Here is a 23,182-nt window from a genome sequence, read left to right on the forward strand (position 1 = left end):
TACGTTTTCAGGTTCATGTCCTGAAATGTATCGTTTTTTTACGTGGTTCATCTCATTTGCATCATCTCTTTTTTTTACCAAGTAAACTTGGTTTGTAAAGGGAAAATCAACAATGTTAAGCCATTATTTGGAATTAGTTAAGTAGGTTAAATAAGACGGATGTCCGACCTATTTGAAAGGACTATTAGCTATAATCGAACCATGCTAAATTAATGAAGCAGTTAAAACATCCTGGGGGGAAATCCATATGAAAAAAGCTACGAAACTTGTCATCGCGTCGACGTTGATCGCACCGATGCTTGTACCAGTCGTCCAAGTCAAGACACTTGCTGCCGACAACAGTGTCGTCAAGTTACGCTTCCTAGAAACAACGGATTTACATACGAACTCAATGAACTACGATTACTTCAAGGATGCGCAAGACGAAACGATCGGTCTCGTCAAAGCCGCTACGGTCATCAAACAGCAACAAACGGAAGTAAGCGCTACGAACAGCTTCTTATTCGATAACGGGGATACACTTCAAGGCACGCCGTTCGGCGATTACGTCAAGAATCAGTACGATAAAGGAAACAAAGGCAAACATCCGATGTACGAATTGATGGAATACCTTGGTTATGACGCCGTCACACTCGGAAACCATGAGTTCAACTTCGGACTCGATTTCCTCAAGTCAGCGATGAGTGCATCAAGCGGTTCAATCAAATTCGTTAACTCGAACGTATTGGATGCTGTCACGAAAAAACCAATCGTCTCAGACTACAACAAAGATGGAAAAGACTATCAGATCATCGAACGTCAAGTCAAGGATCAAAATGGTGATATGAAAACAGTCAAGGTTGGTGTGTTCGGGGTCGTCACGCCACAAATCATGGCATGGGATGCGGGGAACCTGACGGGGAAAGTCACGGCAGAAGACATCGTTCCGACTGCAAAAGCAACAGCGAAGAAATTAAAAGACGCAGGCGCTGACGTCGTCGTTGCACTCGCCCATACAGGAATCGGCGATACGATTGATCAAAAAGACGGCGATGAAAACGTCGGTTACGCGTTGACGAAAGTCGCGGACATCGATGTCTTGATGACAGGTCACCAGCACGGGAAATTCCCGGCAGCCGATTCAGCGTTCAACAAACTGCCGAACGTTGATGCAACGAACGGTCTAATCAATGGCAAACCGGTCGTCATGGCAAACACACAAGGGAAAAACGTCGGTGTCATCGATCTTCAGTTGAAGCAAGTCGACGGCAAATGGGTCGTGGATACATCAGGTGCAAAACTAGCAGACGTCACGAAAGATACGACGGCAGATGCAGGCGCCGTCAAGTTAATCGAAAAAGCGCATGAAGGAACACTCGCTTATATTCGTCAGGAAGTCGGGACGATCAACGACGATATCCAAAGTTTCTTCGCCCTCGCGCAAGATGATGACTCGGTTCAGTTCGTAACGAATGCTCAAAAATGGTATGTCGAGAAACAACTCAAAGAAAATGCGGATCTTGCGAAATATAAAGATCTTCCGCTATTGTCAGCAGGTGCACCATTCAAGACAGGTGGTCGTAACCAAGTTAACGCATCCGATTACACATTAATCAAAAAAGGACCAATCGCGCTCAAGAACGTTGCCGATCTCTACGTGTATCCAAATACACTTGAAGTCGTCAAAGTAACCGGTGCTGACGTCAAAGACTGGCTCGAAATGTCAGCGGGTCAGTTCAACCAAGTCGGCGGTGAGCAAACGAACTTGTTGAATAAAGAATTCCGTAGCTATAACTTCGATATCCTCGATGGATTGACATATGAAATCGATATCACGAAACCAGCGAAGTTCGACTATAACGGTGTTGTCGTCAATAAAGATGCAAGCCGTGTTCAAAACATCAAGTATCAAGGTAAGGCCATCACAGACGATCAAGAATTCCTCGTTGCGACGAACAACTACCGTGCAGGCAGTGCGACGTTCCCTGGTCTTGGCGGTGGAAAGAACATCGTCTACAAATCGGCTTACGAAACGCGTAACGTCATCTCTGACTTCATTAAAGCAAAACAACCGGTCGACTATAAAGCCGATGACAACTGGTCACTCGTTGCAAGCAAACCGATGACAGTCAGCTTTGATTCAGCTCTTGCAGCGGCACCATACGTCAAGCGGTATGAAGGCATCACGAACACAGGTGAAACACGTCCAGGTGAGACAGGTACGTTCCTCACATTCAACATGAACGTGCCAATGAAAGACTTCACAGTCTCGGCAAAAGCAGTCAAACCGGGTGCAAAAGTCGTCACAGGTCAAGCCGTTCCTGGCGCGAAAGTTACGGTCAAACTCGGTGATAAAGTCCTCGGTACGGCAACTGCAAACGAAGCCGGTCAATACGAAGTCGCAACACGTCCGCTCAAATTGCGTGACAAGTTGACGGTTGTCTCAGAACTTAGCTTCATGAAAACAGAAACAAGCGTCACTGTCGGAACTGGTGTTGTTGCAACACCAGCGATCGACAAAAAGTCAGCAGTCTACGGATCAACGGTCCTTCGTGGTAAAGCAACGGAAGGTCTTGATGTCACGCTCTACAAAGGATCAACGAAGATCGCAAAAGCAAAAACGACAGCAAGCGGCTTCAAGATTGCAGTCAAGAAGGGTCTAACGACGGGCACGTACACAGTCAAGTCGACAGACATCTCGAACAAGATCACGAAAAAAGCGTCGTTCACGATCAAGAACACGTATCCGGTTAAAAAATGGTCAGGCAAAAAGACGTTGACTGGTAAAGTCGAAAAACGTCAAATCGTCCGCCTTTACCAAAAAACAGCGTCTGGTTATCAATTGATTGCTCAAGACGTGGCGGATCAGCACGGGAACTATGTCTTGAAGATGCGTAAGGCATTGACGAACGGTTCGTACAAACTCAACATCTATACAGCGAAGGATCATCTCGATCAATCACGCTACTTCATCACGAAGTAATATGTCACACGGATGTCTGCATATGCAGGCATCCGTTTTTATTTGGAAAGATAGGTGCGTTGCGAGAGCAGAAATCGCTTAATGCGTTCATACATGATTGTTTGCTCGACCGTCAATTGATTCGTCGCATGCGACATATAGAGTTGCGACGTAACGGTAAACACATCGTCCGTAATGAAGGGCAGTCCCATTTCGCGACAGACGGAGACGGGAACGAAGCTGAAATACCGTTGCTGGCGTAAGGCGAGTTGCAGCGAAACGTCATCAATATAGTGCGAGGTATCGGCATAGATGTTTAGTTCCGCCATCTTCAATTGGATGAAGCGGTTGTAGTCCTTGTTGTGAGACGGGAATAAAAAGGCAGTCTCGGTTGCGTCCGCATAGAGCGCCGTAATCGCTTCTTTCTCTGAATAAGAAGCAGGATAGGTGATGACGATGTCCTCTTCTACGATCGGTTCACTCGTAATGAGCGGATGCTTGAGTTCCATGAAGCTGATTGAGAAATGGAATTCTTGATGAAGCAGACCGCTTAAAATGTCGCGGTTCGAGAGGATATCCGAATTGAACAAGGGTGCCGTCTGCGGTAGGAGAAATTCTCGTAGAATCAATTGGATGAAACGACCGTGCGAACTGGCGAGACTGAGTGGTGTTTCCGTTGACGCATCATTCCGTGCCATTCGTTCCTGAACACGTGTCAGTTCGTGTTCGATTTTTTCGACCGACTGTAGTAACAGTCGACCATTATCGGTCAAACTGATCGTTCTGCCTTTTCGATGAAATAATGTCGTGTTCAATTCCCGCTCGAGTTTCTTGATTGTTGTACTGAGGGCAGGTTGGCTGATGAATAATCGTTCGGCAGCACGCGTCACGTTCAATTCTTCTGCGACGTGACGAAAGTAATTCAAGTGTAAGAGTTCCATGATGTCCTCCTGTCATAATCTATAGGTTATCAAAACATATAATTATATATATTTCTGTTTATGATGAAACCAGTATATCGTAAATACCAGAGGTGATAGAAATGAAAATCGGAATTTACGGAGCAGGGTCACTTGGAACCATCATGGGAGCTTATTTGAGTCAACAAAGTACGGATGTCGATCTGATCGATACGAATCGCGCACATATCAAGGCATTGAATACGACAGGTGCACACGTCATTGGACCGGATGTAACACAATCCGTTCGTGCAATCCATCCGGATGACATCACAGAGATGTACGATATCGTGTTATTGCTGACGAAGCAGGTCTACAATGAACCGGTCCTTACAAAAGTGCGGACGATCTTGAAGGAAGACGGCATCCTCGTCTCCTTACAAAACGGTGTACCGGAAGAATTCATTCAACAACAGATTCCAAGCGAACGCATCATCGCGGGGTCCGTCGAGTTCGGAGCGACGTACGTCGGACCAGGGGAGTCACGTTTAACATCGGATTATGATCACTTCAAGACGTATGCGATGCAAATCGGTGAGCTAGACGGGAAGACGACAGATCGTATCGTGCACTTGAAGGGTATCCTTGATCACATCGGTGGGACAGAGATCTCCGATAATCTACCGGGTACGAAATGGTCAAAACTCGTCATCAATAGTACGTTCAGTGGGTTATCCGCTGCGTGTAACGGGACGTACGGTGACGTACTCGATCATCCGGTTCTATTACGGGCAGCGCTTCATACGATGCAGGAAGTCGTCCAAGTCGGTCATGCCCATGGTATTACGTTCGCTCCGATGAGTACGTTTGAGCCGGCAGCCTACGAGACACTCGACGATATCGATGAAAAATTGATCACCGTGCCACAGTTGATGAACGGATCGCGAGACTTAGAAGCGAGCATGTTGCAGGACTTACAAAAAGGGCAACCGACCGAGATTCGTTACATCAATGGGATCGTCACGATGTACGGTAACACGTACGATATCGCAACGCCGTTCAACGCTCTCATTCAAGAAATCGTCGAAGAAGCGCAAGCTGCGAAGACGGTTCCTGATTTTGAAACAAGTGTCGCACGCTTTGCTGCTTTACTGAACGATTAAAGGAGGAACTCAGATGAGACAGGAAGATGTAAAACATGTTGTTGCGACGCCAATCAATGCTCCGGTCTTTCCGGCAGTCGATATCTTCTTTCGGAATCGGGAATACATGAACATCATCTATGAGACGGACATTGAAGCGTTACAAGCAGTCGTTCCGGAACCGCTTGAAGTACTGAGCAATCAGATTAAGTTTGAGATCATCAATATGCCGGATAGTACGGGCCTTGGAAGTTACCTCGAGTGCGGCCAAGTCATTCCGGTACGTTATCAAGGAGAAATCGGCGAGTTTTACCTCTCGATGTACGTCAACAATCAGCCGGCAATCGCATCTGGTCGTGAAGTAGCTGCTTTTCCGAAGAAGTATGGATCACCCCGGCTGTATCTCGATAATGATGTCCTCGTTGGGACACTGGACTATCATTCACTTCGTGTTGCGCAGGCGACGATGGGATACAAATATGTTCCGATGGCAGTCGAAGAAGCACAGTCGATTGTTGGTGCACCGCAATTCATGCTCAAGCAACATCGTGGCTATCAAGGCGAGTTGATTATTTCTGAGCTGACGCGTAGTCAAATCACGGATCTTGAGGTGAAAGAAGCATACCGTGGACCGGCACGGCTTCAGTTGTTTGAACATGTCATGGCACCACTTGCGGACTTCCCTATTCGAAAGATCGTCGATGCTCAGCATATCATCTCTGATCTTCGACTTGGGGGACCTGTGAAACTGCACGATTATCTAACGGATTAACGAATCGCTAACATCACGTTTAACAAAACGACCTCCAAAGCGGAAGGTCGTTTTGTTTTACCCTAAAAACTGGCATACTGAGACAAGAGGGGGGACGAACATGCGACAAGTCATTGTGTTGCCGTATCAATCAGAATGGGAAAGTGAATACGCACGAGAAGCGGACCGATTACGAGACGTGTTTGGGGCTCGTCTACATCGCATTCATCATATGGGAAGTACATCTGTTCCGGGACTCGCAGCAAAACCGATCATCGATATTCTCCCCGTCGTCGATTCATTGGACGGGATTGAGCAGTTTGATGAACCGATGGAAACACTCGGTTACGAAGCGAAGGGGGAGTTCGGGATGCCCGGACGACGGTACTACCGAAAAGGCGGAGACGAACGGACGCATCATATTCATCTGTATGCGAAAGGGAATCCGGAAATCGAGCGCCATCTCGTCTTTCGGAACTACTTACGCGTGCATCCAGAAGAAGCGACTGCTTATGGGGCGTTAAAGCAACAATTAGCGTCAATACATCCGTATGATATCGAAGCCTATATCGCCGGTAAGGATGCATTCGTCAAGGAACTCGAACAACGTGCCATCGCTTGGGGGAACGCACATGACTGACTGGGAGCGTGCCCTTATTCGCCACGTCGGAGTTGGTGTCAAAACATCGAAAGCGTTGTTTGAGAAGATTGAAGTGAAGGATTGGGACGAACGGCCAATCCCCGGTAAACGGACCGTTGGTGAAGTGGCCGTCCATCTCGCTGTATTACTTGAAGCTGATTTGCTGCTGGCAGAAGGAGCGACGGCTGAAGCGATGCAGGCGTTTTACGCAGAGCCTGTTACGCGCGATCAGCTCTCTGAACGAATCGATCGCGCGTTTCGCATCTATCAAGAAAAACTAACGACCGGATTTGTGGCGCGTCCGACGTACTGGGGTGTTGATGATTCGATGAATGGATGGGCGATTGAAGCAACGGTCCATCTCTATCATCATCGGTCCCAGTTATTTGATTACTTGAACATCCTTGGATACGAGCTAGAGATCTCGTTATTTGAATGAACGGAAGTAGGGGTAACGTATGGAATATATTGTCGAAACACCAGCCGGTCGATTTGATACCCGGCTGACAGGCAGTGGGGACGTTACATTCGTCCTCGATCACGGGATGATGTCGAATCGGCATCAATGGGGCTGGTTACGGACTGAATTATTAAAACGGGGACGGGTCTTTGAGTATTCGCGTCTCGGGTATGGTCGCTCGAGTCGTGGTAAAAATAAACGGCTTTTTTCATATCAAGCGGATGAACTGGCAGACGTCTTACGGATGTTACATGTCGAAGGACCGTATGTTTTCATCGGTCACTCGCTTGGTGCCTATATCTCGCTTGCGAGTGGACGATTATTTGCAGACGAGACACGAGGCATCGTCTTACTCGATCCGTCACATCCGGATGTCGATGCGGCATTACCGAACTGGTATGAACGAACACAAGAGGAGTGGAATCGTTTCCTCTATTTCCTTAGTCATATCCGACCGATTGCCTGGATGGTCCCCGACCGGATCGGTAAAAAGATGTTCCGTGTTCTACCGGAAGCAGACCAATTGCCGATGTGGCGGCATTTTGCAGCGCCCGGACATTGGCGGGGAACGCTTGACGAATGGAAAACGGTCGAAGAAAACAATCAAAAGATCCTTTCGCTGATTGAACAAGTGACACAACCGGTGCTCGTTCTATCTGCCTCAGACTGGGCAGGCGGCATGCCAGAAAGTTGGTTGAACCCGGCATTGACCGAACAAATCAATGCGGCTCATGCTGCGTTTGCAGACCATTTGCCAAACGGGATATATCATGTGATTGCGGATACGAATCATTACACGATTGCTGGTTTTTCTCACGAGGCAGCAGAACGAATCACGGAGTTGATCGGGGCGACATGGGACTTACCGATTCAAAATTAAGTATAGAGAAAGTAGACAGGCATTAGCTAAGGTCGAAGATACAGTATCGTTTTCCTCGTCAGTGGAAAAGGTTACGCTTAGTTTGTTTCTCTCGAATCGTTTTCCTGGGACAAGCATCGCGCCGCTTCACTTCGTTGCAGGGTCGCTCCTGCTTGTTTTTCCCGAGGAAGCGATTCTGAGCGAAAAAATGTTTCTTTTCTCGTGCTTCGGAATATCTGACGGAGCTGACTCAGAAGTCAGTTTCTACAAAGACAGGGGGTGGCAGAATGATGATCTGCCACCCCCTGTCTTGTAATAAAAAGAATGACGCGTCACACGCCACTCCTACAAGAAGAAGCGCATTTGCGCTGTCAGAGACAAACAAGTCAGTTTTCCTGCTTGAATGAAGCAGGAAAACTGACTTGTGTCTCGCCTGAGGAACGGGCGTGAAAAGACGCGTCATTCTTTTTTGAAGTCAGCCCCGTCTACTCCTGGAGTCGACGCCTGTCGGATTTTTTATGTAATAAAATAAATCGAAATGATTCTGATTGACGTCAGTCGAAAAGTCGGTTACTCTATAAAACGTAACGATTACGTTTTAGGAGATGAATGATGATGCAACCGATATCGATCACCGTTTTATCCGGTTACTTGGGATCCGGTAAAACAACATTATTGAACCATTTGCTACATAATCGCGAAGGGCGACGCCTTGCGATCATCGTCAATGACATGAGTGAAGTCAACATCGACGCAGCACTAATTGAACAGGGTGGTTTCTCGCGGACAGAGGAATCGTTCGTCACACTTTCGAACGGCTGCATCTGCTGCACGTTACGTGATGATCTGTTACTTGAAGTAAAACGCCTCGTTGACCAAGGCGATATCGATGGTATCGTCATCGAGTCAAGCGGTATCTCGGAACCGATTCCGGTCGCTCAGACCTTTACGTATGAAGATCCGGACAGTGCGATTGACTTATCAGACGTCACGAAAATCAACGCGATGGTTACGGTCATCGATGGGTACCGTTTCTTGAAGGACTTCGAATCTGGTGAATCGTTGATTGAACGGAAACAGGCCGTTGATGAGACGGACGTCCGCGAAGTCGTCGATCTACTCGTCGATCAAGTCGAGTTCGCAGACATCATCGTTTTAAATAAAGTCGACCGGCTGACACCGGAAGAACGTCACACCGTCATCGGCTACTTAAAGGCGTTGAATCCGGTGGCTCGCTTGATCGAGACGACATACGGTCAAGTGGATCCGGCAGAGATCCTCGACGTCGATCTATTTGATTTCGAACAAGCGGCAGCAAGTGCCGGTTGGATCCGTGAGTTGAATGCCGAAGAACATATTCCGGAAACGGAAGAGTACGGGATCAGTTCGTTTGTCTACAAGCGCGACGTGCCGTTCCACCCTGAGCGCTTGCTAGCCTTGATTGAAGACTGGCCGCAAGAAGTCGTCCGGGCGAAAGGCTTCTTATTCCTTGCGACCCGTCCTGAGATGGCATTACTGTTCCATCAGGCAGGATATGCGTCGAACATGGAATACGCTGGTCGTTTTGCATCAGATGAGGATCGACGGACCGAACTCGTCTTGATCGGTATTGGACTGGAGCAAGAGAAGCTCGAAGCGCTATTCGATGCGTGTCTCGTCCAGGAAGAGGAGACAGACTGGGCGTCTCTGAATGATCCGATTCCTGGTCGTGAGATGTATGAAGAAACATTTCGATAAGAGGTCAATCTTTTGAGAAACCGTATCTGCGGTTTCTCTTTTTTGTTATATTTTCATAGTGAATGGGGAAAGAATACTAGTGAAGGTATGTTAATTGAAGGAGGAAGGTCTGTGCGTAACCGGATTTTACAATTCGCACTCGTATTTTTAGTCGCCGGTGGCATTATTTGGGGACTATATCAACTCGGCTATTTATTTTATGTCTTAACGATTTCAGCGACGGTCGTGCCGCTTGCTGTCATCATGATCATCTTCATCGAGAACCGGACCGCAGAATCAACGATTGCTTGGTTCCTCGTTCTGATTTTCTTACCGATTCTCGGAGTCATCATCTGGTTGATGTTCGGTCGGAATCCACGGCGTCGCCGTCGGAATCGTCGTTCGCATGACGAACGGAAATTGCTCAAACAAGCGATTCGTCCAGTCCGGTCGCTTGCCGTCAGTGAGTTGCCACCGAATCACTTGAAGCTCGCGAACACGATTCGCAACTTCGGTGGGGGTGGGGTGGACGTTCATACAGCAAGTGAGATTCTGACGAACGGAGAAGAGACGTTCCCGGCGATTCTTGACGCAATTCGTCAAGCACAGCATCACGTCCACATCCAGTACTATATCTACCGGAACGATGAAACAGGAAAGGCGATTCGGGAAGCGTTGATCGAGCGGCTCGAAGCGGGTGTTGAGGTGCGGTTCATGTATGACGGACTCGGCAGTTATATGCTCGGTGAGAACTTCCTGCGTCCGCTACGCGATGCTGGAGCGCATATCGCAGCCTATGATCCGATCTCAAGTCCCTTGTTCATCTTCACGGCGAACTTCCGCAATCACCGGAAAATCGTCGTCGTTGATGGTAAGGTCGGCTTCACCGGTGGATTAAACGTTGGGGACGAGTACGACGGCAAGAGTAAGAAATTCGGCTTTTGGCGTGATACGCACTTGCGGCTTGAAGGACGTGCCGTTAAGGAACTGCAGGCGACATTCCTCGATGACTGGATTTATGCCCAAATCGAATCGGAAGACACATGGGAGACGTTTGCGGGTGAAGTGTCAATCCACCAGTACTTCCCGAAACATGACGTCGCGACTGACGGAGCGATTCAAATCGTCACGAGCGGACCGACGTCAAAGGATCCCGCGATTCGCAATGCCTTGATTGCCGCAATCATCGCAGCACAACGTTCGATTTGGATTGCGACACCGTACTTGATTCCCGATAATGAGACGATGACGTTGCTCCGACTCGCAGCACGTGCCGGACTCGACGTCCGCATCCTGACGCCGGGGAGAGGAGACAGCTTTACGTCGTATTACGGGACCCGTTCCTATTTCGGACCTTTGTTAAAGGACGGCGTCAAGATTTACACGTACAATCGTCACTTCATCCATGCCAAACTGTTTCTCGTCGACGGGAAGATCGGTGCGGTTGGAACGGCGAACATGGACATCCGTAGTTTTGTCCTCAACTATGAGTTGATGGCATTTCTCTATGATACGGAGAGTGCAGAAGCACTCGAACGCGATTTCATTGCCGACTTTGATGTCTCGATTCAGCTCTCATCAAACGATTACGTCAAACGACCGCTCCGCTTCCGGATTTTCGAATCACTTTCTCGTTTGATTTCACCACTATTATGATGAAATGTCCCGCATCGATTTTTAAGTGCGGGACATTTTTTTGATTGATTCTTTCTTGAAGTGGGAACATGAACTCTTATACACTAGATGTGTAATCGGTTGCACACTACTTAGCCTGGAAGGAAGTGAAAGGGACGTAAGTCCCGAACCCGTATGCGAACAATTGATGAATCTCATTTCTACACGCGCGACATGAAACCACAAGCACGACCAGACGCGATCATTCAAGGAGATGTCTACCGTTTCACGGTCTTGACGAGTCGGATGATCCGACTTGAGTACGCGGCGGATGGACAGTTCGAGGATCGACCGACCCAAACGGTCTTCAATCGTGATTTTCCGGTACCTGCTTACCGCATCGTCGAAAACGAGGAAGAATTGCAAATCATCACCGAGCACGTCCATCTGCATTATACGAAGGGACCGTTCGCTGCGAACACACTCTATATCGATGTCCTAGGGAACTTCAGTACCTACTACAGCCGCTATACGTTCGGCGGACCGCTCCGGACGTTAAAAGGTACGGCGCGGACGCTCGACCATGCGGACGGCGTCATTCCTCTCGAAGAAGGGATCGTCTCCCGGCAAGGTTACGCGGCGATCGACGACTCGAACGCGTTCGTCCTGACGGAAGACCACTTCGTCGAACCGCGACGCTCCGGTACGCATGACATCTATTACTTCGGATACGGTCACGACTACAAACAGGCACTGCGTGACTTCTACCATCTGACAGGACCGACGCCGATGTTACCACGTCAGGTACTCGGCAACTGGTGGAGTCGCTACTGGCGTTATAGTGAGAAGGAATACAAGGATTTGATGACACGCTTCAAGACGGAAGACATTCCGTTCTCGGTCAGTGTCATCGACATGGACTGGCACGTCACCGATATTCCGGAACGATACGGGAGCGGTTGGACGGGTTACACGTGGAACCGTGATTTGTTCCCGGATCCACGCGGCTTCTTACAATGGTTGAAGGATGACGACCGGATGGTCACGCTCAACTTGCACCCGGCCGACGGTGTCCGTGGCTTTGAAGAAGCCTACGAGGCGATGGCGGTCGCGATGGGCGTCGATCCGGAAACGGATGTCCGGATCCCGTTTGATTTCTCGGACCGAACGTTCATCGAGAATTACTTCACGAAGCTGCATCACCCGCATGAGGCGGATGGCGTCGACTTTTGGTGGATCGACTGGCAACAGGGCGCAAACTCGAAGATGAAGGGGCTTGATCCACTCTGGATGCTCAATCATTACCACGCACTCGATATCGCACGTGATGGTAATCGACCGTTGATCTTCTCACGTTACGCGGGACCCGGAAGTCATCGTTATCCGGTTGGTTTCTCGGGCGATACGATCATCTCGTGGGCATCGCTCCAATTCCAGCCGTATTTCACGGCGACAGCGTCGAACATTGGCTACGGATGGTGGAGCCATGACATCGGGGGTCACCAACGCGGGGAAAAGGATGACGAGTTATCGACGCGTTGGCTTCAGTATGGCGTCTTCAGTCCGATTATGCGCCTGCACAGCACGATGAGTATCTTCAACGGGAAAGAACCATGGCGCTATTCGACCGATGCGGCGAACGTCATGAAAAAATATTTACGACTTCGGCATCAGCTCGTGCCGTATATCTACACGATGAATGCCCGCAATCACTTTGATGGCTTGCCACTCGTCTCACCGATGTATTATGAGCATCCGGAAGACGATCAGGCATACGACGTCCCGAATCAGTTCTACTTCGGAACGGAACTGATCGTCGCGCCGATGGTCACACCGATGCACCGGAAACTGCACATGACGGCGACGACAGCCTGGCTGCCGGAAGGGGAATGGTTCGATTTCTTCAATGGGCATCGGTACCGCGGCGGCAAACAGATTCGTCTGTTCCGCTACCTTGAAGACCAGGGCGTACTCGCAAAAGCCGGTGCGATCGTTCCGCTCGGTCGTCATCTCGAACAGTCGAACGCCCTGCATAATCCGGAAGAGCTGGAAGTCGTCGTCTTTCCGGGAGCGTCAAACCGCTTCACTTTATATGAAGATGACAGCACGGGGGTTACGCACCGTGACGGCGTCAACGTCGAGACGACGTTTGCGCTCGACTGGGGCGCGCGTGAACTGACGATAGCGGCACCGTCCGGACACCACGACTTACTGCCAAAGAGCCGGTCCATCACACTGATTTTACGCGGGGTCCGCGAAGGATATGTCCAGCGCGACGGGGAGAGTCTGACCGGTCACTATGATCATGCGACACAGTCCCTTCGTGTCGAACTGGGTGAAGTGACGGATACGATCACGTTGTCGCTCCAAGTCGAGATGTCGACGAACGAGAACAAGATGGACCGGTTGTATGCGTTTCTCGATCAAGCGGAAATCAGCTATGACCTGAAGGATCGTCTCTACCGTTTATTGTCACAAAAGCTCGATCCGGTCAACATGATGCACCAGTTGCAAGCACTCGAACTCGAGAAGGATCTCGTCGACTGTCTGCTTGAGTTGATGTTGGCTTGATGCCGAAAAGATAGGATGATACTGACGCCGGTGTTCACCATTCGATAATGTGGTGAATACCGGCTTTTTAAAGAGCGACTAAAAAGACCCTATCCACTGTGGACGGGTCTCTTACGTCATTTACGACGGAGCTTCTTTGCTTTTTGTTTCATGTCGTTGTACGTGATCATCGGGCTATCGTCCATCGTCAGACGCAGATGGTTCGGTTCACCTTTGTTCGTGATCCCGGAGCAATAGAGGATGTCGGCATACTGATCAAACAATTCCTCGTATGCCGGCAGGTGGTGCATCAGGCGACCAGGAGATCCCCAGCCACAGAGGACGACACCATTTTTCGCTTTGACCTCAGCAAGCGTCTTCGCGACGAACGCATAGTTCGTCTCATCGAAGCTCGCTTGCGCGAACGGCAAATCCTCGCTGACGAGCAGGTCCGGCATCAAACTGATGATGTCGTATTGTTGGATGGGATCATCGACATACTTCTTCATCAAGTTGTACGCACGTTGTGTCGTCGTTCCGGAAAGAAAGGCGTCCGTCGTCCGGGGGGTGTAGATTAACGCAGCGACGTGCGTTCCTTCTTGAATGTCGTCAAAGATGTAGCTGCGTAAATAGCGTTTCGTTTTGTCCTGATCAAACGTCGTCTGGACGCGGATCGACGATTCCTCAATCAAGAGTTCGGAAGAATCGGCTGGTGTCATGGGTGGTGCCTCCTTTTAATTGGTCAAACGTGAGCTGATGCGAAGGAAGAACGCGAGTGTCTTCTTTTTCAGGTCGAGGTCGTTCGCATCAATGGCCTCGACGTTTTTTTGATAACGATTATATTGGGCGAGTACGTCCGAAACGTATTGTTCACTGCGATTGTATTCAAACAGTGCCGTTGCGAGCGTGTCCCGGTCGGATGTCTGCGTGACATCGTGTTGCTTCAGATATTTCGCTGCCGTGTGGGCGCTGTCGACAAGACTTGTCGGATCGGCTTTCCCGTCGCCGTCCGCGTCGACACCGAGACCACCATATTTCTTGATGGCTTCCGGGTCCGTGACATCGATGCCGTCATGTTCGATGTCACCGAGCGACGTGCCACCTTCGTATCCCCAACCGACCCATGTTTTCGGCATGAATTGGAACGGACCGATGGCGCCAACGGATGATTGCATCGCTGACGATTTCGAGAAGATCGTCTCGACGCGATGGATGGAAGCGAGCAGCTTCCAGTCGATGCCGTAACGTGCCGCGGCTTGTTCGTAGATGTCGATGTTCTCGGCAGGTACGCCATGCTGTCCATAATACGTACGATACATTTCATTTTGAACACGTTCCCGATTTTGCCAGTAGATGAAGCTACTGACGATGAGGGCGAACAGTACGAACAAGATGCTGATTCGAAAAACGTTTCGCATGTTGTTCTCTCCTCTATATAGGATTCCACTGAATGGTATCATATTTTAGTAGGGTCTAGTAGCACTTTCTGTGACGGGAGTGTGGAATCAAAAAAGGAGTCGAAGTCATGTATCTTTTTATCAATGGTTGTTTGCTCGGATTACTCATGCTGCTCTCCATAATCGCGGCAATCCGTCCCGTCGATTTGACGATCGTCCCACGGAAGGAATTCTACCCCTCGATGGTCCAGTCGAGCGGGATCTTATGTCTGTTACTCGTCGGTGGCACGCTGATCAGTGGTACGACGTTGCAAGAAATCGGGTTGACGTTTTTTGTTCCAACTGGTCCGGTCTGGTTCGCGACGATCGCACTAATCGTCTTTCTTTGCATCATCCTGATCTTGACGGCAACCGTTCCAGCGTTTCGCAAACGTTTATTGCCGCTCTATCAAAGTGAAGCAGAGCGACTGATTCTGCCACGAACGAAAGAGGAGCGAACCGGGTTTCAGATGGTCGCGCTGATGGCAGGGGTGACGGAGGAGTTGATCTATCGCGGGTTTCTCTTCCATACGCTTGGATTATTTTTACCGTTCTCTGACGTCAGTTTTGTCTGGATCGGGGCGATTCTGTTCGGAGTTGCCCATCGTTATCAAGGGTGGTTCGCGATTCTCGTAACGGGACTGATTGGGGCAGGATTCGGTTACTTGTACCTGGCACTTGAGACACTATGGCCACTGATCATCATCCATGTCTTGATCGACCTCGTTGCCGTCTACGTTTACAAGGACGATGTTAATTCCTGACATCGTCAAAAAGCGTTGAATTTGGTAGACTGAATGTCAAGCGAAGTCATCATTTAAATTGGTCAAGTTGACGGTTGCAGAACAGGTCAAATGACAGGTAGAATGAGAAGGTAAACGCTTACACATCAAAAGGAGATGGATGAAACCATGCGAACGATCACTTCCACTGGCGAGCGAAAGAAGACGAGTTGGACATTGAATATCGGCAATCAGCCACATTTGATGATGGATGGTGTGACAGAACAAACGCTTGATGCCGAACAACGTGTTGTCTACGATGAATTTTTGATTCCGACGACGGACACATTGATTCATCGCTTCAAAGCCCGCTTCCCGAACCATCTCTGCGAGAACGGGTATGATGTGTATGGTGCTGCCGCTTTTGACGAACAGGTCGTCGAACTGATCTCGAATTGGTTCATCGAGCTGGTCACCGTCTTAACAGCGATGCAGCGGACGAAAGGCATTCAGCATGTCCAGATTGAAGGCGGTGTCGCAAAACGGACCGATTTCTTACCGACCGTGCGTCGGACATGCCGGGCACTGGAGTCAACGATTGATATTTATTGAGTCACCAGTCACGTGTTCAGAGGGGACGTCCGTTCGGGCGTCCTCTCTTTTTTTGATCAGCGAATCAAGAGAATCCGACGTCGTGAAGACAGCGTGCATTTTTTTGTTCATCTCGAATCGTTTTCCAGGGACAAGCATCGCGCCGCTTCACTTCGTTGCAGGGTCGCTCCTGCTTGTTTTTCCCTAGGAAGCGATTTCGAGTGAACAAATCGCGTTTCTTTCTTCCAGGTATAAACAGTAGAAACAAAGTCGAAATACTCGCGTAGCCGGACATGATTGTCCGGCTCTTTTTCATTTTCTGGATGATAGCAGGAAAAAACAGGTTGACGACAGACTGTATGGCATGTACCATACAGTTAACAGATGTACTATTGTCTTAATACAATGGTGATAATCAAGGAGGTGGAGCCGGATGCTTGAAGTAAAAGGGTTGCAGAAGCGATACGGACGAAAAAAACAGGTCTTACGTGACGTGACGTTCTCTGTCGGTCTAAACGAAGTGACGTGTCTGATCGGCTTGAACGGGGAAGGGAAGTCGACGATTTTAAAAGCAATTCTCGGTCTGATTCCGGTAGATGCCGGGACGGTGACGGTCGACGGTAAAACGTCGCGCGACCAGATCGCGTTCGTGCCTGATCTTCAGACGATGCCGAGCTACATGACGATCGGACAAGCGCTCGCGTATATGGCGGATCATTATCCGGACTGGAATCAAGAGACGGCGGAACGGTTGCTGCAGACGTTCCAGCTGTTTACGACGGATAAAATGGCGAACTTATCAAAAGGGAACAAGGCGAAGTTCAATCTCGTCTTAGGATTCGCCCTTGATCGACCGTACATATTACTCGACGAACCGCTCGCAGGAATCGATCTCTTCATGAAGGAACAGATTGCCTGGATTTTCTCAAGTGAGTTCATGGAAGGACGGAGCATCCTGATGACGACTCATGAAATTGCCGAGGTCGAACAGGTGATTGACCGAGTGTTGTTCTTGCGGGACGGGAAGATCGTCGAAGTCAAAGAGACGGATGAGCTGCGTGGCCGTCATCATCAATCGGTCCAGGACCGGATGCGGGAGGTATATCAAGGATGAAACGCTGGTTGTTATTAACGAATGAAGAACTGAAACGAAGTACAAAACTACTGGTGTTGTTGATTTCAGGATTGATCGTCGCGGAAATCGCGTCATTGCTCTATCAGATTTACGATTATCAAAGCACGATCGAGAAAACGATGCGGATGGAGCAGATATCAGAAATGGACGCGATTGCGCGAGCAGGTGGTGCGTTGACGTTCGCACAGGCAACGGATTTTTACGATTCTACCATTGTACTAGCGATGGGGATGATCGTCTTGTTCGCGTTCTGGATCTGGTATCGCGACTGGGTGGGCGAGACGAAGTACATCTACCGATTGCTGTTGTTACCGGGATCACGCCGGGCGATTTTTGGATCAAAACTGACGGCCGTTCTGCTCGTCGTCGTTAGTCTGATCGGGATCCAGTGGGGGTTGTTGTTGCTTAGTCGCAATCTCTACTTATGGTTGTTACCAGATGCTCAACAGGTCACAGCCAGCATCAACGAATACTCCTTCTACATGAAGTTGTTCTACACGATGTATCCGAGTGATATTTTATTCATCTTACTGATGACATTCATCGTCATCTCGTTCGTTTTCATGACAGTTTTACTTGAGCGGTCGTTCCGAAAGAGCAAAGCGTTCTTGCTCGTCGGATTACACGGGGTTGCGCTGATTGGCAGTTATATCGTTTTAGGCGTAGCATTGTCAGCTATTTCGAGCAATCTGAGTCAGCTGCATATGCAATTTTATTTCGGATACGTCGTGCTCTTAACGTTATATGTGTCATACAAAAATCTGCGGTTAGTCCAGACGCGCCTATCCGTCTAAAGGAGAAATCTCATGAAACGATATCGTCAACTGTTGATCTATGGATTGATCATTCTCATGACAATCGGTAGCTACATCGGCTATACGCTGTCGATCCAAGGCGCAGACTTGTCGCTCGAGACCGTCAGTGGAAAACCTTCACAAATCGAAGATTTTAATTTACGTCTTCAGACGAAAGGCATGCGTTCGACGGTTTATGATGTTAATGCCAAGGGAGATATTGAAAAACAATCAAACTCTTACGTCGGACAATTATTCCGGGAAGATAGCATGACGGATGTACCAGACGCATATACTACGTTCACGACGAAAATGGAAACGGATGTCAGTGGAGATGGACAATCGGAGTATGCAATTCAGATCAAACACAATAAACTGCAGTTTAAGATGTTTACGTTCAAGACGGAGGAGATGTTCGAGAAAACATTTCAGTATGATACAAAACTTGAGACAGGGAAGGACTTACATGCCAGTGTCGTCGATAAACAGGCGATGAAGGTCTACATCCAACTCGATCGAGTCGATCAGCCCATGAAAACGAAATTGCTTGTACTCGATTTAACAGGCGACCGGGTTGAAGAAATCGTTCTTCAACAACCAGTGGCGCCTAAAAACACTCGTCAATTTTTAGCGATTCATCAAAATGAAGTCGTCTACACGGAACAACCGTCTGACAGCGATGAAGAGAACACCAAACTATTTTATTTTCTCGATGACGGGAAGAGCGTTCGGTCCATTAAGGAGTTAAATCAGCAACAAATCGGTTATACCCCCTATGCGAACGGTCGTTATTTAATCGGCTTCCGCCTGCCGGAAGGAGAGACGAAGCGAATCGAATGGTCGATGTTCGACTTGGAAACGAAACGATTATCCGAGCATAGCGTAAGCAGTCCGCTTGTTTTGAAAAAGATGGATTGGCTGGATTCGAAGGACGAGATGCAACTCTATCTCTCATCTGAGACGAACGCAGGATTCCAAGTGTCCGTGATCGATCTGAAGAATGAGCAACTGGTGTATCAAGGTGAAATCAAAGATGCGAATCATAAAAAAGGAACGCGTATCTATGATTTTGCGGTTCAATGATCCACGAAAAGAACGCTCCGCACCGGATAAGTTTTTCCGGTCCGAAGCGTTCTTTTTTTCGTTTTGACTAGGAATCGACAGGTCTAAGAGCGAAAGCATCAAGACGTGAAGTTTTTCTCTGCTGCTTTACAGGCACGCAACAAGGCATCCTTGAAGAAACGATCTTCCTGTGAAGCGAGTTGTTGTGTTGCTTCCTCGTCACCGCGCAGTGAACGGGCGAGCATCTGGATGACCTTGACCCAGCGGCGGACGTGATCGAGTTGCGGACGACCCATCGCGATGTACACTGTGAACCAATCGTTCTGGTCCCGACGAATCATCCGTTGGAACAATGATTTCGCGAGATCGACTTCTTCCGTCGTCGGGAGTTCGTTCGTCTCGAAATAACGACGTAATGCGGCGACGGCAGTCGCGTATGCTGCCTTGACGTCTTCCGACGGCTGGTGTTTGCCGTAGTCGGATGTCGACAGGTGAAGCAAGGCGGGTTTCTTTTCGACACCTGTGATCCAGGCGGAGATCGTCTTATTGCCTTTATAGGCTTGACGATTTGCAACCGGAAGCTTCGCCGTGACATTACCGACTTTTCCGATCAAGGTCACTTTATTGTTGCGATCCTGGATTTCGGTCACTTTCATCTCGACCGTATCACCCATCTCGTGGGGAATCGCTTTCGGCTGAAGCTTTTCTCCTGCCGAGAGTGGCGAGCGCTTGCGGATCATCCGCAGTGCTTCCTGTTCCATCCGGTCGTCAAGCGACCAGAGGTGTTCCGGCGGGACGTTGCGGAACCGGCGACGCCGGACCTTGATGTACTGGTCAAGCGCGTCAGCAGCTTGCTCCCGCGTCGATTCGCCACGTGCGACGGGGCCGATGATGTCTCGGAGCGTAATGGATTCGAGACGTTCCATGATGCCTTCGAACGGGATGAGTTCCATTACGTAGAGACTACAGACGACGAGTTCGCATTCGCGAGGAGTGAGTGGGCGTTTGGCCATAAATTGACTTCCTTTCAGCTGGTTGATGTTTCTAGTATACCAAAAAAAAGCCATCGTCACGTACTCCCGTGACGATGGTCTGAAAAAGCTTACAAGACGAATGGTGATTCCGAACTGTTTTGCAATTCGGCGGACGCGAGGCGTGTGACGCCGTTCATGAACGGATCATGGGCGACGAACAAGTCTCCGAGTGCCTTAATTTCAGCAACGGTCGCATTTTCCTTCGCACCAGCGATCCGCAGACGATACGGTTTTTTCGTCACCGTATCAAAAGTCAGGACGATCGTATGTTCCATCAGGATTCACTCCTTTCCTAGAATGTAGGGGATTACGCGTTGAGTAAGGCATAGTCACGGCTGATTTCCGTCAGCGCGTAACGTCCTTCGAGCAAATTGCCGACTGCTTGACCGATCGATGCAACGATGTCCGCCGGAAGATTCGAGCGTAAGCCGTTGTAGCGGCGGCGCGCGACGACGGCATCACCGTTAGCAGTCACTTTGTCCTTACGCTCGAAGACGATGACGAGACTCGTCTTGATCTCTTCTGCTTGTGTCATGTGTATCACCTCCTTCGCCCTTATTGACAGGGGAAGAGACCGGATTGTTCGAAAGGAATGAAAAAAAGATGGTGTGGTTACGGTTTTTACGAAAAGTCTCATTCTTACGGATGCGGACGCTCGGATATGCCTCGCTGATCTTCGTCTTCGGTGTCGCAGGCATCATGTATGCGCTAGAACCCGAGACGTTCGGATCCTACTTCCGTGCCGTCTACTGGACGATGACAACCGTCGTCACGGTCGGATACGGTGATTTCTTTCCGAATTCGGATATCGGACGGATGATGACGATTGTTGTCTTCATCTTCGGAATCGGGATCGTCGGTGGGTTAATCTCGAAGCTCGTCGACGGCGTGCAGGTCATTCGAGAGCAAAAGGAAAGAGGGTTATTACACGTGAAAGAAACAGGACATACGGTCGTCTTCGGATACAGTCGCCGCTCGAAACATGTCATTGAATCATTGCTCGAACAAAATGATGTCGTGCTCGTTGATGATTTAGATCGGGAACCGTTCAGTCATCCCCGGTTTCATTACGTTTGCGGCGACCCGGCACTTGCCTCGACGCTTGAGCGGGCGCATATCGATAAGGCGGTCCGCGCCATCGTCCTTGCGGATCATTCGATTCCACCGGTCCATGCCGACGGTCGGACACTCTTGATCGCTTCAAGCATCGAACGGGCCAATCCGAATATCTATACGATCGTCGAGATGATGCTCGAAGAACACCTCGACAGTTTCGAACAGGTCAAGGTCGATGAAGTGCTGCTTGGGGACGAGACGATCGCTCGGATGGCGATCCTCGCTTCGCATCATCCGGGTGTGACGAAGGTCGTAACCAATTTATTGACGAAGGACGGCGACGGGATGTTCTCGATCCCGACACGTCCGGAATGGACGACGTATCGCGATGCGTTCCATGCACTACTTGAAGAAGGCGTGACGATCTTATCCGACGGGAAACGACTGGATTTGAACCGGCGTCTTGAGGAGACGATTCCGAAAAACGGTACGCTGATCGTCCTTTGTTCGGAGGAGACGGCAAAACGAATCGGGGCATTTTAGGGAAGATAGGATTTAACTAATCTTTTTTCGGGTATAGTAAACAAATTTACTAGACGGAGGAAAAAGACTATGACACAACCACAACCAGAATGGATTCAGGAATTATTCGAGACGGTCGACCAAGGCGAAATTAAAAATGCACCGAAATTACTCTATATGGCATTAACGCTTGAACCAAGTTATTTTACAAAAGCAGTAAGTCGATTCAATCAGCGGCTGGAAGTTGAACCATTAACGGACGTTTCCGAATTGTTGACGGTCTATCGTCAATTCTTCCTGTCAGCGAACCCTTCGGAAGAATACTGGTCGCTTGCCTGGAACGAACTCATCCAGACGTTACAACATATGATCGACCGGCCGGAGACCCATCAATTACTTAAGGAGCACGTCGACCTGCTCGACTGGTGGTCCAGTGAATCATTGCTCTCACTACCGAGCTGGCTGACGATTCTAGACGTCGCCGAGCGCATTGACGCGCTCGATCAATTTAGCAGTTATCTTCCAGATATCTTTGACAGTTATGCACTGGAAACGGCGAAGGATGCACCGTTTGCCCGCCTTGCCTGGTATGCGCTCGCAAGTAACCAGCAGGAACTGCTCGCACCATACCGGGACCGGATTGAAGCCGGTTCTTCAAAGGAAATCCAGTCGCTCCGTCAAGCTGATCTCCTCGATCAAATTGAAACGACACGGGTCGTTATGTTAAAGTCGAAAGATAACGAGCCGATTGAATTAACGTTTGATCGAAAATGGACATTATAAATTATCGAAGAAAAAATGACACCTAGAAGCCGCACGAATCCAATCCGAGGGGTGTAGGGATGATTCACGTCAATTTACCAAGTGGTGACTATGTCGTGTTAGTCGAAATAAATCGTGAAGTGCTACTGTGTCATTCGATCGAAGAAGCGGAACAAGCACAACGCGACCGGTATGAACTGGTCGGACGGATGAGTGAACGTTTGCCGGCAGAAGTCATTGGACCCTCGATTGCGGATTTCGTCCGCTTTTCGACCGGGTTCATCGGCGAAGAAGTAACCTGGCACGAAGAAGAGGAAGCGTTCTTTTGCCAACAGTTCGAGACGTTCGACGGTTCGCCGTTAGGAGAAGACCTGACGGGTATTGATGCCGTACGTTGGCGTGCAGTCCTTGCACGCTATTATGCTTACGTGACGATCGGAAAGATCATTCCTTTTGAAGTCAGCGAAGAGCCGGACGGTACGGTTCCGCTTTAGTC

Annotated in this window: 23 protein-coding genes; 17 read left to right on the plus strand and 6 right to left on the minus strand. The window is 49.2% G+C overall.

The features are described 5' to 3' along the window. Positions 1-247 precede the first annotated feature (247 nt). Positions 248-2,962 (plus strand): bifunctional 2',3'-cyclic-nucleotide 2'-phosphodiesterase/3'-nucleotidase, encoded by a 2,715-nt coding sequence (locus ACRPK8_RS06450; protein WP_432237457.1) that lies wholly within the window; start codon positions 248-250, stop codon positions 2,960-2,962. A gap of 38 nt (positions 2,963-3,000) precedes the next feature. Here ACRPK8_RS06450 and ACRPK8_RS06455 read toward each other — a convergent pair whose 3' ends face one another. After that, the gene (locus ACRPK8_RS06455) at positions 3,001-3,882 is read right to left on the minus strand and encodes a LysR family transcriptional regulator (protein ID WP_432237458.1); all 882 of its coding nucleotides are present in this window, start codon (positions 3,880-3,882) and stop codon (positions 3,001-3,003) included. Between the two features lie 101 nt (positions 3,883-3,983). Between ACRPK8_RS06455 and ACRPK8_RS06460 the strand changes: the two genes are divergently transcribed. The 8 genes from ACRPK8_RS06460 to ACRPK8_RS06495 all read left to right on the plus strand — a co-directional run bounded on the left by ACRPK8_RS06460 (position 3,984) and on the right by ACRPK8_RS06495 (position 13,593). Next, positions 3,984-5,003 (plus strand): ketopantoate reductase family protein, encoded by a 1,020-nt coding sequence (locus ACRPK8_RS06460; protein ID WP_432237459.1) that lies wholly within the window; start codon positions 3,984-3,986, stop codon positions 5,001-5,003. Positions 5,004-5,016: 13 nt separating this feature from the next. Then, positions 5,017-5,754: an acetoacetate decarboxylase gene (locus tag ACRPK8_RS06465; protein WP_432237460.1), complete on the plus strand. Its 738-nt coding sequence runs from the start codon at positions 5,017-5,019 to the stop codon at positions 5,752-5,754. Positions 5,755-5,854: 100 nt separating this feature from the next. Then, complete coding sequence (locus ACRPK8_RS06470) at positions 5,855-6,373, plus strand: GrpB family protein (protein ID WP_432237461.1); 519 nt, start codon at positions 5,855-5,857, stop codon at positions 6,371-6,373. After that, entirely contained in the window at positions 6,366-6,812 is a 447-nt protein-coding gene (locus tag ACRPK8_RS06475) for a DinB family protein (protein WP_432237462.1), read from the plus strand. Before ACRPK8_RS06470 ends, ACRPK8_RS06475 begins: the two co-directional genes overlap by 8 nt. Positions 6,813-6,831: 19 nt before the next feature. After that, the gene (locus ACRPK8_RS06480; RefSeq protein WP_432237463.1) at positions 6,832-7,713 is read left to right on the plus strand and encodes an alpha/beta fold hydrolase; all 882 of its coding nucleotides are present in this window, start codon (positions 6,832-6,834) and stop codon (positions 7,711-7,713) included. 594 nt (positions 7,714-8,307) lie between these two features. Further along, the gene (locus tag ACRPK8_RS06485; RefSeq protein ID WP_432237547.1) at positions 8,308-9,429 is read left to right on the plus strand and encodes a GTP-binding protein; all 1,122 of its coding nucleotides are present in this window, start codon (positions 8,308-8,310) and stop codon (positions 9,427-9,429) included. Positions 9,430-9,540: 111 nt separating this feature from the next. Beyond that, entirely contained in the window at positions 9,541-11,064 is a 1,524-nt protein-coding gene (locus ACRPK8_RS06490; RefSeq protein WP_432237464.1) for a cardiolipin synthase, read from the plus strand. 153 nt (positions 11,065-11,217) lie between these two features. Then, positions 11,218-13,593 carry a TIM-barrel domain-containing protein gene (locus ACRPK8_RS06495; RefSeq protein ID WP_432237465.1) on the plus strand — a complete coding sequence of 792 codons (2,376 nt, stop codon included), beginning with the start codon at positions 11,218-11,220 and terminating at the stop codon, positions 13,591-13,593. 116 nt (positions 13,594-13,709) lie between these two features. On the opposite strand, the gene ACRPK8_RS06500 is transcribed toward ACRPK8_RS06495, so the two are convergent. Both ACRPK8_RS06500 and ACRPK8_RS06505 read right to left on the minus strand, forming a co-directional pair. After that, the gene (locus tag ACRPK8_RS06500; RefSeq protein ID WP_432237466.1) at positions 13,710-14,291 is read right to left on the minus strand and encodes a DUF1643 domain-containing protein; all 582 of its coding nucleotides are present in this window, start codon (positions 14,289-14,291) and stop codon (positions 13,710-13,712) included. Positions 14,292-14,306: 15 nt separating this feature from the next. Next, positions 14,307-14,990 (minus strand): lytic transglycosylase domain-containing protein, encoded by a 684-nt coding sequence (locus tag ACRPK8_RS06505; RefSeq protein ID WP_432237467.1) that lies wholly within the window; start codon positions 14,988-14,990, stop codon positions 14,307-14,309. 107 nt (positions 14,991-15,097) lie between these two features. Between ACRPK8_RS06505 and ACRPK8_RS06510 the strand changes: the two genes are divergently transcribed. The 5 genes from ACRPK8_RS06510 to ACRPK8_RS06530 all read left to right on the plus strand — a co-directional run bounded on the left by ACRPK8_RS06510 (position 15,098) and on the right by ACRPK8_RS06530 (position 19,333). After that, on the plus strand, positions 15,098-15,772 hold the full coding sequence (locus ACRPK8_RS06510) for a CPBP family intramembrane glutamic endopeptidase (protein ID WP_432237468.1): 675 nt from the start codon (positions 15,098-15,100) through the stop codon (positions 15,770-15,772). A 147-nt stretch (positions 15,773-15,919) separates the two neighbouring features. Further along, positions 15,920-16,342, plus strand: a complete 423-nt coding sequence (locus ACRPK8_RS06515; RefSeq protein WP_050677057.1) for a hypothetical protein — start codon at positions 15,920-15,922, stop codon at positions 16,340-16,342. Between the two features lie 412 nt (positions 16,343-16,754). Continuing rightward, positions 16,755-17,435, plus strand: coding sequence for an ABC transporter ATP-binding protein (locus ACRPK8_RS06520; RefSeq protein WP_029341385.1), 681 nt, complete (start codon positions 16,755-16,757; stop codon positions 17,433-17,435). Beyond that, entirely contained in the window at positions 17,432-18,250 is an 819-nt protein-coding gene (locus tag ACRPK8_RS06525) for a hypothetical protein (protein WP_432237469.1), read from the plus strand. The genes ACRPK8_RS06520 and ACRPK8_RS06525 overlap by 4 nt, the downstream gene beginning before the upstream one ends. A 12-nt stretch (positions 18,251-18,262) precedes the next feature. After that, positions 18,263-19,333, plus strand: coding sequence for a hypothetical protein (locus tag ACRPK8_RS06530; protein ID WP_432237470.1), 1,071 nt, complete (start codon positions 18,263-18,265; stop codon positions 19,331-19,333). 98 nt (positions 19,334-19,431) lie between these two features. On the opposite strand, the gene ACRPK8_RS06535 is transcribed toward ACRPK8_RS06530, so the two are convergent. The 3 genes from ACRPK8_RS06535 to ACRPK8_RS06545 form a co-directional block, all read right to left on the minus strand. Beyond that, a complete protein-coding gene (locus tag ACRPK8_RS06535; protein WP_432237471.1) occupies positions 19,432-20,325 on the minus strand; it encodes a hypothetical protein in 894 nt (297 codons plus the stop codon). A gap of 89 nt (positions 20,326-20,414) precedes the next feature. Beyond that, positions 20,415-20,621 carry a DUF2922 family protein gene (locus ACRPK8_RS06540; protein ID WP_432237472.1) on the minus strand — a complete coding sequence of 69 codons (207 nt, stop codon included), beginning with the start codon at positions 20,619-20,621 and terminating at the stop codon, positions 20,415-20,417. Between the two features lie 32 nt (positions 20,622-20,653). Next, positions 20,654-20,881 carry a DUF1659 domain-containing protein gene (locus ACRPK8_RS06545; RefSeq protein WP_432237473.1) on the minus strand — a complete coding sequence of 76 codons (228 nt, stop codon included), beginning with the start codon at positions 20,879-20,881 and terminating at the stop codon, positions 20,654-20,656. A gap of 68 nt (positions 20,882-20,949) precedes the next feature. Here ACRPK8_RS06545 and ACRPK8_RS06550 point away from each other — a divergent pair, with 68 nt between their 5' ends. From ACRPK8_RS06550 to ACRPK8_RS06560, 3 genes are all read left to right on the plus strand, one after another. Next, entirely contained in the window at positions 20,950-21,945 is a 996-nt protein-coding gene (locus ACRPK8_RS06550) for a potassium channel family protein (RefSeq protein WP_432237474.1), read from the plus strand. 69 nt (positions 21,946-22,014) lie between these two features. After that, entirely contained in the window at positions 22,015-22,707 is a 693-nt protein-coding gene (locus tag ACRPK8_RS06555; protein ID WP_432237475.1) for a hypothetical protein, read from the plus strand. Between the two features lie 59 nt (positions 22,708-22,766). Then, positions 22,767-23,180, plus strand: coding sequence for a hypothetical protein (locus ACRPK8_RS06560; RefSeq protein ID WP_432237476.1), 414 nt, complete (start codon positions 22,767-22,769; stop codon positions 23,178-23,180). Positions 23,181-23,182 lie beyond the last annotated feature (2 nt).

Source organism: Exiguobacterium sp. TDN 0502 (genome assembly GCF_050846835.1).
In the GTDB taxonomy this organism is placed as follows: domain Bacteria; phylum Bacillota; class Bacilli; order Exiguobacteriales; family Exiguobacteriaceae; genus Exiguobacterium_A.

What these genes read in the sequence shown, in the direction of transcription:
- ACRPK8_RS06515 (WP_050677057.1), top strand. Translation starts at nt 15,920, where the DNA reads ATGCGAACGATCACTTCCACTGGCGAGCGAAAGAAGACGAGTTGGACA.
- ACRPK8_RS06465 (WP_432237460.1), top strand. Translation starts at nt 5,017, where the DNA reads ATGAGACAGGAAGATGTAAAACATGTTGTTGCGACGCCAATCAATGCT.
- ACRPK8_RS06510 (WP_432237468.1), top strand. Translation starts at nt 15,098, where the DNA reads ATGTATCTTTTTATCAATGGTTGTTTGCTCGGATTACTCATGCTGCTC.
- ACRPK8_RS06545 (WP_432237473.1), bottom strand. Translation starts at nt 20,881, where the DNA reads ATGACACAAGCAGAAGAGATCAAGACGAGTCTCGTCATCGTCTTCGAG.
- ACRPK8_RS06495 (WP_432237465.1), top strand. Translation starts at nt 11,218, where the DNA reads ATGCGAACAATTGATGAATCTCATTTCTACACGCGCGACATGAAACCA.
- ACRPK8_RS06470 (WP_432237461.1), top strand. Translation starts at nt 5,855, where the DNA reads ATGCGACAAGTCATTGTGTTGCCGTATCAATCAGAATGGGAAAGTGAA.
- ACRPK8_RS06525 (WP_432237469.1), top strand. Translation starts at nt 17,432, where the DNA reads ATGAAACGCTGGTTGTTATTAACGAATGAAGAACTGAAACGAAGTACA.
- ACRPK8_RS06555 (WP_432237475.1), top strand. Translation starts at nt 22,015, where the DNA reads ATGACACAACCACAACCAGAATGGATTCAGGAATTATTCGAGACGGTC.
- ACRPK8_RS06460 (WP_432237459.1), top strand. Translation starts at nt 3,984, where the DNA reads ATGAAAATCGGAATTTACGGAGCAGGGTCACTTGGAACCATCATGGGA.
- ACRPK8_RS06485 (WP_432237547.1), top strand. Translation starts at nt 8,308, where the DNA reads ATGCAACCGATATCGATCACCGTTTTATCCGGTTACTTGGGATCCGGT.
- ACRPK8_RS06540 (WP_432237472.1), bottom strand. Translation starts at nt 20,621, where the DNA reads ATGGAACATACGATCGTCCTGACTTTTGATACGGTGACGAAAAAACCG.
- ACRPK8_RS06520 (WP_029341385.1), top strand. Translation starts at nt 16,755, where the DNA reads ATGCTTGAAGTAAAAGGGTTGCAGAAGCGATACGGACGAAAAAAACAG.
- ACRPK8_RS06500 (WP_432237466.1), bottom strand. Translation starts at nt 14,291, where the DNA reads ATGACACCAGCCGATTCTTCCGAACTCTTGATTGAGGAATCGTCGATC.
- ACRPK8_RS06505 (WP_432237467.1), bottom strand. Translation starts at nt 14,990, where the DNA reads ATGCGAAACGTTTTTCGAATCAGCATCTTGTTCGTACTGTTCGCCCTC.
- ACRPK8_RS06535 (WP_432237471.1), bottom strand. Translation starts at nt 20,325, where the DNA reads ATGGCCAAACGCCCACTCACTCCTCGCGAATGCGAACTCGTCGTCTGT.
- ACRPK8_RS06550 (WP_432237474.1), top strand. Translation starts at nt 20,950, where the DNA reads ATGGTGTGGTTACGGTTTTTACGAAAAGTCTCATTCTTACGGATGCGG.
- ACRPK8_RS06480 (WP_432237463.1), top strand. Translation starts at nt 6,832, where the DNA reads ATGGAATATATTGTCGAAACACCAGCCGGTCGATTTGATACCCGGCTG.
- ACRPK8_RS06450 (WP_432237457.1), top strand. Translation starts at nt 248, where the DNA reads ATGAAAAAAGCTACGAAACTTGTCATCGCGTCGACGTTGATCGCACCG.
- ACRPK8_RS06475 (WP_432237462.1), top strand. Translation starts at nt 6,366, where the DNA reads ATGACTGACTGGGAGCGTGCCCTTATTCGCCACGTCGGAGTTGGTGTC.
- ACRPK8_RS06530 (WP_432237470.1), top strand. Translation starts at nt 18,263, where the DNA reads ATGAAACGATATCGTCAACTGTTGATCTATGGATTGATCATTCTCATG.
- ACRPK8_RS06455 (WP_432237458.1), bottom strand. Translation starts at nt 3,882, where the DNA reads ATGGAACTCTTACACTTGAATTACTTTCGTCACGTCGCAGAAGAATTG.
- ACRPK8_RS06560 (WP_432237476.1), top strand. Translation starts at nt 22,767, where the DNA reads ATGATTCACGTCAATTTACCAAGTGGTGACTATGTCGTGTTAGTCGAA.